This window comes from Negativicutes bacterium (assembly GCA_018052945.1).
In the GTDB taxonomy this organism is placed as follows: Bacteria; Bacillota; Negativicutes; order JAGPMH01; family JAGPMH01; genus JAGPMH01.
The window spans coordinates 1361-11130 of sequence record JAGPMH010000045.1 but is presented as its reverse complement, the minus strand read 5'-3'; the positions used below and the strand labels follow the sequence as shown (position 1 = coordinate 11130).

The 9770-nt window shown below is 34.9% G+C and carries 9 protein-coding genes; all 9 read left to right on the top strand.

Annotated elements, in window-relative coordinates; genetic code table 11:
- Nucleotides 1-15 precede the first annotated feature (15 nt).
- Nucleotides 16-915 carry a DUF2156 domain-containing protein gene (locus KBI38_06920; protein MBP8629789.1) on the top strand — a complete coding sequence of 300 codons (900 nt, stop codon included), beginning with the start codon at nucleotides 16-18 and terminating at the stop codon, nucleotides 913-915.
- A 100-nt stretch (nucleotides 916-1015) separates the two neighbouring features.
- Nucleotides 1016-1456 (top strand): DUF1934 domain-containing protein, encoded by a 441-nt coding sequence (locus KBI38_06915; protein ID MBP8629788.1) that lies wholly within the window; start codon nucleotides 1016-1018, stop codon nucleotides 1454-1456.
- 25 nt (nucleotides 1457-1481) lie between these two features.
- Nucleotides 1482-3143 (top strand): arginine--tRNA ligase, encoded by a 1662-nt coding sequence (locus tag KBI38_06910; protein MBP8629787.1) that lies wholly within the window; start codon nucleotides 1482-1484, stop codon nucleotides 3141-3143.
- 39 nt (nucleotides 3144-3182) lie between these two features.
- Complete coding sequence (rpoE, locus tag KBI38_06905) at nucleotides 3183-3515, top strand: DNA-directed RNA polymerase subunit delta (GenBank protein ID MBP8629786.1); 333 nt, start codon at nucleotides 3183-3185, stop codon at nucleotides 3513-3515.
- A 113-nt stretch (nucleotides 3516-3628) separates the two neighbouring features.
- The gene (locus tag KBI38_06900; GenBank protein ID MBP8629785.1) at nucleotides 3629-5230 is read left to right on the top strand and encodes a CTP synthase; all 1602 of its coding nucleotides are present in this window, start codon (nucleotides 3629-3631) and stop codon (nucleotides 5228-5230) included.
- Nucleotides 5231-5431: 201 nt separating this feature from the next.
- A complete protein-coding gene (gene sppA, locus KBI38_06895) occupies nucleotides 5432-6355 on the top strand; it encodes a signal peptide peptidase SppA (GenBank protein MBP8629784.1) in 924 nt (307 codons plus the stop codon).
- Nucleotides 6356-6364: 9 nt separating this feature from the next.
- Nucleotides 6365-6940: a YIP1 family protein gene (locus KBI38_06890; GenBank protein MBP8629783.1), complete on the top strand. Its 576-nt coding sequence runs from the start codon at nucleotides 6365-6367 to the stop codon at nucleotides 6938-6940.
- Between the two features lie 15 nt (nucleotides 6941-6955).
- The gene (locus tag KBI38_06885; GenBank protein MBP8629782.1) at nucleotides 6956-9262 is read left to right on the top strand and encodes a hypothetical protein; all 2307 of its coding nucleotides are present in this window, start codon (nucleotides 6956-6958) and stop codon (nucleotides 9260-9262) included.
- 72 nt (nucleotides 9263-9334) lie between these two features.
- Nucleotides 9335-9727 carry a response regulator gene (locus tag KBI38_06880; protein MBP8629781.1) on the top strand — a complete coding sequence of 131 codons (393 nt, stop codon included), beginning with the start codon at nucleotides 9335-9337 and terminating at the stop codon, nucleotides 9725-9727.
- Nucleotides 9728-9770: the final 43 nt, after the last annotated feature.

Sequence of the window (9770 nt, the reverse complement as noted above, 5' to 3'; positions counted from 1 at the left end):
TCTTAAAAGATGGAGGTGTTTATTATTAATTTTCAAGAAATAACTAAAGCTGATAAAGAACTATTTGATAGTTTTTTTAAAAATCATTATTATGAAAATTCGCATTTTAATTTTACTAATTACTTTATGTGGAGAAAGTCTTATCAAATAAAATATGCTAAGCTGGCTGATGTTTTATTTTTTAAAGCGAAGTATGCTGATGAAGAATTCTTATTGCAACCAATTGGTCCGAAGAAAAGAGCGCAAGCTGCTATTGGTAAGTGTTTGCAGTATTGTGAAGAAGCCAATATTCCGTTTAAAATGGTTGGGGTTGAAGGCTGGATGGCAGAAGAGTTATTAAAGTATGACAAAACTAAGTTTGACTTTTTGCCGGATCGGGATAACTTTGATTATGTTTATTTACAAGAAGACTTAGCTCAATTAAAGGGAAGACGTTATCATTCCAAAAAAAATCATGTTAATAACTTTAAGAAAAGTTATAGCGATTATGAGTATAAAGAGTTGACCCCTGACTTAGTGGAACAATGTAAAGCCAACTTAAATAATTGGTTTGAGCAAAATGACGGCTTTAATGATGATATTATTATGGCCGAACGTGAAGCTATTTTTGAGGTTCTAGATAATTTTACTGCTTTAAAATTAACCGGTGGTACTATTTTAATAAATGGCAAGGTGGAAGCCTTTACTTTTGGAGAACAACTTAATACTGATACGGCAGTGATTCATGTTGAAAAAGCAAATCCTGAAATAAGAGGCGCCTATGCAATTATTAATCAGGAATTTTGTCAAAAAGCGTGGAGTCATTTAAAATATATTAATAGAGAAGAAGATATGGGCATTGAAGGCTTGCGACAAGCGAAGAAAAGTTATAAGCCCGTTAAAATGATCGGAAAATATATTGTTACTGTAAAATGATTGGTGCTTCGCTAAAATAAATTTTATTTATAGGATGCTTTTTGTTGGCAAGCTTTGGCTAGTAAGTTATAATATATTCATGTTTATTTAGGAGTTGACTATGAACAAGGTCGTTGTTAAGGTTTTAGGTAATCAAAAAGATATTTATGGCGAAGAAAACAAGATTGAAGTAGTGTCTGTTGGTAAACATTATTGTAAAAATGATGTGCATTATGTGCTATATAATGATAGCGAAAACTTAGGGGTAGATCATACTTCAACCTTATTAAAAATAGATAAAGATAATGTAACTTTAATTCGTAAGGGAAAAGTTGAACAAACTCAATTTTTTAAAAAACTAGAAACAAGCTCTAGTAATTATAAGACACCTTTTGGCAATATGAGACTTACTGTTTTAACTAAGGAACTGGATATTGCCTTTGGCACAGTTACCGGTGATATTGTTATTGACTATGAACTAGCAATAGATGGTCAATGGCAAAGTGAAAATGAATTAAGAATAAATATTTCTACGGAAAATGTCGCTGATAATTTAAATTAGCGCGGTCAAACGGGAGGAACTTAGTTTGGATATAAAAGAACTGCTTAATAAGGCAATTAGTGGTGCCGCACAGCAAAGTATCGCTGATGGGGCTTTTAGTGCTGAAAATTTGCCTGAAATAATTTTAGAAGTGCCACCACAAAAAGAATTTGGTGATTTTGCAACAAATTTTGCGTTGCAAGCGGCAAAAGCGGCTCGGACTAAGCCAAGGATTATTGCAGAAGCGATAGTGTCAAGACTAAAGGCTGAGTGGTTAGAAAAAGCGGAAATTGCCGGACCGGGCTTTATTAATTTTTATTTAAAGCCTACTTGGTTATATGATTGTTTAGCGGAAATCATTAAGCAAGGGTCATCTTATGGTAATGTGGTTTTAGCAACACCGCAAAAAGTTCAAGTTGAATATGTTAGTGCTAACCCAACCGGGCCCTTACATGTCGGACATGGTCGAGGCGCTGCTGTGGGTAGTGCTTTAGTAAATTTACTGAAGGCTGCGGGCTATGCTGTGGAAAGTGAGTATTATATTAATGATGCCGGTAACCAAATTGATAATTTGGCAGCTTCAGTTAATGCGCGCTATTTAGAATTGCTAGGTCAAGAAACTACTTTCCCAGAGAATGGCTATCATGGGCGTGATATTATTGATACGGCACAAAGAATTATTGACCATCATAATGATCAGTATTTGCAGATGAGTGAAGCAGAACGGTTGCAAATATTTAAAACTTTAGCCTTAGAAGAAAAATTAGCAGCACTTAAAGAAGATTTACAAGCTTTTAATGTTAGTTTTGACAATTGGTTCAGTGAATTAACACTGCATCAAGCTGGTGCTATTGAAGAAACTTGTAATGTTTTACTTGATAATGGCAATATGTTTAAAGAAGATGGAGCATTATGGCTTAAATCGACGGCTTATGGTGATGACAAAGACCGGGTAGTAATTAGGGATAATGGCGTGCCTACATATTTAGCGGCTGATATTGCTTATCATCGTGACAAGATGGAACGTGGGTTTGATACCTTAATTAATATTTGGGGTGCTGATCATCATGGCTATATTGCAAGGGTCAAAGCAGCGATTGCTGCATTAGGTTATAGTGGTGAGGCCTTAGAAGTACTTATTTTACAAATGGTAAGTTTATACCAAAATGGTGAATTAGTAAAAATGTCAAAACGAACTGGTCAAAGCATAACTTTGACAGAATTGATTGAGGAAGTTGGCACTGATGCTGCAAGATTCTTCTTTATAATGCGTTCAATTGACAGTCAATTAGATTTTGACTTGGATTTAGCAAAATCAAGATCCAATGAAAACCCGGTATATTATATACAATATGCTCATGCCCGTATTTGCAGTATTTTCCGCCAAGCGGACGAAGCAAGAATTAAATACAATGAAAACAGTGCGAAATTAGAATTATTAAATAGTGAAACAGAAGTAGCCTTAATTAAAAAATTAACAGAATATCCGGAAGAAATAAGTTATTCGGCAAAAGAACGAGCACCACATCGCATTGCGCGGTACGCTCATGATTTAGCGGGATTATTCCATAGCTTTTATAATCAATGTCGTATTATGGGCGTGGAAGAAGATTTGGCGATTGCCAGATTAGCATTATTGAGTGCAGTGAAAAATAATATTGTCCATTCTTTAAATATTTTAGGAATATCTGCGCCGGAAAAAATGTAAATTAGATAAAATATCATTGAGATGAAGGGAAGAAATTAATTGGAAAACAATAAATTATCAGAAACAGATGTAGCTGTTAACATATTACAAACAGCAGGAGAAGCAATTTACTTTAGAGATTTAATAAATGAGGTTATTGAGAAGAAAAATATTCCGGTACAGTCTTTAGCACATAAAATATCGGAAATCCATACTTTTATCAATATGGACAGCAGATTTCAACATATGGGCAAAGGGATGTGGGGCTTAGCGGCGTGGGCACCACCGCAAACGAAAAAGCAAGCAGCCAGTGAAGAAGGTAGTACTACCAAAACTACCTCTAATTCCCGTCGAAGAGAAAAATTATTATCAGAAATTCAAGAACAAGAATAAGTTGCTTGACAGTGTGTTAAGAGTAGCGATAAAATAGTTGGCGTGTGTAAAAATGCTTAATGGAAAAATAAGTATTTGATATAAAGATATAAATCATGAAGGAGGATTTACAAATGGCAAAGTATATCTTCGTCACAGGTGGTGTTGTATCTTCCCTTGGTAAGGGTATTACAGCAGCTTCTTTGGGGCGATTGTTAAAAAGTCGTGGTCTGAAGGTCACAATTCAAAAGTTTGATCCCTATATAAATATTGATCCGGGTACAATGAGTCCGTATCAACATGGAGAGGTTTTCGTAACCGATGATGGTGCCGAAACAGATTTAGACTTAGGCCATTATGAGCGTTTTGTTGATATTAATTTAGGTAAGTCTTCCAATGTGACTGCCGGTAAGATTTATTGGTCAGTTATTAATAAAGAGCGTCAAGGTGACTATTTAGGTAGTACAGTTCAAGTTATTCCTCATATAACAAACGAGATTAAAGAACGTGTTTATCAAGTTGGTAAAGACGATGAAGCTGATATCGTTATTACTGAAATTGGCGGTACTGTTGGTGATATTGAAAGTTTACCGTTTTTAGAAGCCATTCGCCAAGTTAAAAAAGAAGTTGGCCGCGATGATGCTTTATATATTCATGTGACATTAGTTCCTTATATTTCAGCTGCCGGTGAGCTTAAAACTAAACCGACACAACATAGTGTAAAAGAGCTAAGAGGAATTGGAATTCATCCTGATATTATTGTTTGTCGTGCGGAAAAAGAAATTTCTACAGAAATGAAAGATAAATTAGCTTTATTCTGTGATATTGATGCCAATGCAGTAATTCAAAACAGAACAGCCAGCAGTATTTATCAAGTACCGTTAATGTTACAAGCAGAGGGTCTTGATAGAATTGTGATGGAAAAAATGAATATTAAAGCTAAAGAAGCTGATATGAGTGATTGGCAAGCTTTAGTTGATAAAATAAATAATCCTAGCGCAGAAGTAACAATCGCAATGGTGGGTAAATATGTTGAATTGCCGGATGCCTATATGAGTGTTACGGAGTCTTTAAATCATGGCGGGTTTGCCAATGATGTAAAAGTAAATATAAAATGGGTTAATGCCGAAGAAATTGAAGCTGAAGGAACAAATTTAGCGGAAGTTTTTGAAGGTTGTAAAGGAATTTTAGTGCCGGGCGGTTTTGGTGATAGAGGGGTTGAAGGAAAGATTTCAGCAATTCAGTATGCCAGAGAAAATAAAATTCCATTTTTAGGCCTATGCTTGGGAATGCAGTGTGCGGTTATTGAATTTGCCCGTAATGTGTGCAACTTAACCGATGCTCATAGTAGTGAATTCTCAGACACGCTTAACCCGGTCATTGACTTGATGTCAGATCAGGTTGATGTGGAAGCTAAGGGTGGGACGATGAGATTAGGACAATATCCTTGTAAAGTAAGTCCTACTACCAATACTCATGCAGCATATAAAGCTGAATTAATTCATGAGCGTCATCGTCATCGTTTTGAATTTAACAATAAATATCGTGAACAATTAACTGCAGCTGGCTTAGTAATCGCTGGAACATTGCCAGATGGCAGTTTAGTAGAGATTGTTGAGGTTAAAGATCATCCATGGTTTGTGGCAACGCAATTCCATCCGGAATTAAAATCTCGCCCAACTAATCCTCATCCATTATTCCGTGATTTCGTAACAGCAGCAATTGCTAATAAATAATAAAAAGGGTGTGTAAAAGCACCCTTTTTTGCTATATAATAACGGTAGTTGAAAAATGGCTAAATGTGGTGAAATGATGGTGTAACAGTTGTTGATCAATAGTGCAATTATTTGTCTAATGATTTAGGTTTTTCGATGTTCAACTATGTTAAACCGTTTTTAACCATCGTTACACTATTGTTAAAAAACAGGAGGGGTATTATGCGTAAAAAACTTGTGATTGTAGGATTAATTTTATTTGTTTTAACTTGTCTAATAACCTTGGCGTTTAGTACTAAAAAAGAAAAATCAACAGTGTTGGGCGAAAAAGTGGCGGTAGTGTATGTTGATGGAGTTATTACCAATAGCAGTTCTCGTGGATTATGGGGTGATGTTGGCGGTAGCGAAAGCATCATCAATCAATTACATAAAGCCAGTGAAGATAGCTCGGTTAAAGCCATTGTGTTAAGAATTAACAGCCCAGGTGGTAGCACCGGAGCGACCCAAGAAGTTGGTGAAGAAATTAAAAAAATTAGGGCTAACGGTAAATTGATTTATACTTCTATGGGTGATGTTACTGCTTCGGGGGGCTATTGGTTAGCGTCTTGTACCGACAAGATTTATGCTAATTCCTCTACTATCACTGGTAGTATTGGGGTTTATATGCCTTATTCTAATTGGGAAGAATTATATCGTAAAATCGGTATTAAACAAGAAAAAATTAAAAGTGGTGAATTCAAAGACATTATGTCTGCGGATCGACCGATGACTAATAAAGAGCGTGAAATTATTCAAGGCATTGTGAATGATACCTATGAAGGGTTTGTTCAAACAGTAGCAGAAGGCCGTAAGATGGATATAAATACAGTCCGGGCCTTGGCGGATGGAAGAATTTATACTGGTAACCAAGCTAAAGCCGTAGGGTTAGTGGATGACTTAGGCAATATGTATGATACTATTGATGCTGTAGCAAAGGCTGCTAATATTAAAGGGAAACCGGTTGTTAAGGAATTTGGTAATGATAATCCTTTTGCAAAATTAACCGGTAGCAGTAGCAAGGCGGAATTAATTAATATTTTGTTAATGTTATTAAAAAATGAGGATACCACAAATATGGGGTTACTTGCGCCTCAAGAGAAATGGTAGGGCTTTAATATGCTTGATAATATTTATGACTTATTTAATAAACCTCAAACAGCATTGCTAAAAATTAGTGAGGAAAATAATGCCCTACAGTCATCGTTATTATTATTTACAGTATTGTTTTTGGTGAGCTTAGGCTTTGGGCTTAATCTGCAATTAGAAGTAAATATTGCCTTAGGATTTGCGTTGTTAAAAGGTCTAACCGGTGTAATTTTTATGGGTTGTTTATGTGCCTTGTGGCACTTTTTGGCAGAATTATTTGGCTTTGTCGGAAAAGTAAAAAATTTATTTAGTAGTATGGGCTATATTTATGTACCCATTATATTTTTAATTCCTTTGTATTTAATAAGTGCACTGCTAGATAATATGGCGGGTTCAGTAATTGGTGGCTTTGGCTTTATCATGCTGATGTTATGGGTTTCTTATTTATTGGTAGTAGCGATTAGTGTAAATTATAATATCAGTTATTTGAGAAGTGTTGTTATTTTAATTATTCCGCCAACAATAATGTTGTTACTAAGCTTTATTATGCTGGTGGCAATAATGGGGTTAAGTATGCAAGCTATTGGACAAATTGGCAATTTGTAATGAAAAGGTTTTATTATGCGTAAATTATTGTTAGTGATTAGTGTTTTAATAATCTTAAGTGCAATTTTATTTGCGAAACCTTATGAACAGTATCCGGCGGCATTGACTGAAAATAAAGCTGAAGTAGAAAATGTTTTTCAAGGAACAATTACTGAAAATGGGGTCGGCAATAGTTATAAGTTTTTACAAAAAAATAATACTGAAAAAATGTTAGAGCTTTCTGCTGGTAATAATGGCGAAATTTCTTATATCAAAGAAATGATGGCTGATATATCAGCTACCGCTAATTTTAAGGTGCAGTTTTTGTCAACTCAAGGTAAAGGTCGCTTGATATTACAAGGCTTAGATGAAAATAAAAGCGTAGTATATAGTGTAGGCTGGGTTGTCACCGGAGAAATGAGTGACAGCAATGATCAAATTAAATGGATTGACTCCCGCTATAGTATAAATTTTAAAGGGGATTGGATTGATACTTTTTATAATTTACAGGTTTTATTTGACAAAGAACTAGGTGCTGTAAATTATAATAAAATTCACTACTATCAACTTGTGATTGAATGTGGTCAGGGACAACATGCTTTAATCGCCAGAGATGATATGTTTAATGACCATAATGCTTCATTGAAAATTGAACCGCTTAGTCCTAAAGTAAATTTGGTCAAGGGGCAGGAATTTTATTTGCAAGCTAATTTAACGAACTTAAGCAAATATCAGATTAATAGTGCTGCGGTAAACTTAATATTACCGGAGGGGTATGGTCTTGTTTTGCAAAGTCCGGCTGAAATTGTCAATCAAGATTTACAACCCGGTGAAACTAGAATGCTAAAATGGCAATTGCTAGCGAACCGATCTAATGCCGTTAATCTTGATAAAGATTGGGCAATAGGGTTTAATATTAACGGTTTAGTCAGTTTAAATAAAGTTGCTGTAAATATTATCGATCAGAAGCCGGGAAAAATATATTATGTTATGACTGACGATTTGGAACCGGCCGATGGTGCTGGCTATGAATTTAATTGGGGCAATAAAAATGGCTGGCTAGATCATGAGGAATATTATGTGCAACTGGTCAAGAAAGCAGAAAAATTAAATTATATCGCGAATCAATATGGTGCAAAATGGACACACTATACAGCGATTCCAGCCTTGCTAGCCGGAGAATGGGTTGCTACAAAATCACAGCATACAGCGTGGTTAGAAACTATGATGAAGATAAAACGATCTATTAAACAAGAAAGCTTACAGCATGAATATGCAATTCATATGCACTCTGATTATGACCCATATCTTAGTCAGAATGTTTTATCATATAATGCTGAAAGTGACGGTTTATGGGCGAATCATTTAAATCATGGCTGGGCACATTTGCTGTCGTTGGAAGGGACTTATGAGGAAAGAGCTACGAGAGTAGGAACATTGTTTGCCTATCAAACCTATTTAGAGGAAGTAATCGGCGAAAATTCTTCAGGACAAAGCTTAACAGCCAGAGCCGGCTCGTTTGACTTTGGGGTAGGTGAAACTGAAGAGCAAGTCAGCACTAATGCTTATAAAAAAGTAGGTTTTTTAGCGTCGAGTGATGCTGACGGCAATATAGAAGGTTATACTTCGGCTAATTATGGTCAGGAAATTTATTTTGCGGGTAATAATGATATCAATAAAAAAACGGCTGACTTAAAAGATATTGGTTTAGTTGAATTTAGATTGACACCGCAAGTGTTTTTAGCTTATGATAGCCAAGATAGTCAAACTTTGAATAACAAAGTAGAACAAGGACTAGATTACTTTGTGAAAAATGGCAAGGTAGAAAGTGGTGTTCATAGTATTGTGGGCTTTACCCATGCTGCTTTTGTGCTAGGGTCTGGCAAGTGGAATGAAGTTGAAGGCGGGCAGTTTCAAGAAATTGAAGAACACCTAGCTTTTTTGAAAAGAAACTATGTTGCAAAAGGTCTATTGGAGTTTGCGACAGCCAGTCAATTGGTAGAAAAATATATTGATTACTATACTCCGGAGTTGGTGGCGATTTATGGAAAATTATTGCAACAAAATTTTTGGTATGATCAATATGAAGTTAAATTATTAGGGCAAGATATTCCGGTGGAAAACTATAAGGTAAAAGTTAAATATCCGCTGAGGTTCCGCCAAAGTGCTTATAAAATTGAAATATTGAAAAATAATGAAGTGATAAGCTTACATAATAATTTGCCAAGCTCAGATAATGCTGTGGAATTTATTGTAGATGATAAAACAGCAAAATATAGTATGAAAATATTCCATAATAAATTAATTTTTACTTTACTTGGAAAACTTAAAATGATAAACTAATAACTATAATTAATATTTACCAAAAAAAGATATTAATAGGGTGCTTGTAAAATTCTAAGTAAGGGGAAAGATATGGGTAGTGTAGATAAAAACTCTATTTTAGTTGTAGATGACCAAGCAGGTATTAGGATATTATTGGAAGAGCTTTTTACTGATGAAGGCTATGAGGTTAAATTAGCCGGAAATGGTAACGAAGCCCTTGCTAAAATATCTGAAGATAATCCGGATTTAATTTTAATGGATATGAAAATGCCGGAGCTAAACGGTTTGGAAACTTTAACTGAACTTAATAAAATTGGTAAAGCAAATATTGTTATTATGATGACTGCCTATGGTGAATTAGAATTAATATCTAAAGCCAAAGAACTGGGGAGTTATGATTGTATTCATAAACCATTTAATATAACTGAATTATGTGAAATAGTTGCAACCTATTTCAGAACGAAAAAAAATTGCCTAAGCTAGGCAATTTTTTTATTTATAATAACTTTTGGTAACAGTAGTATTT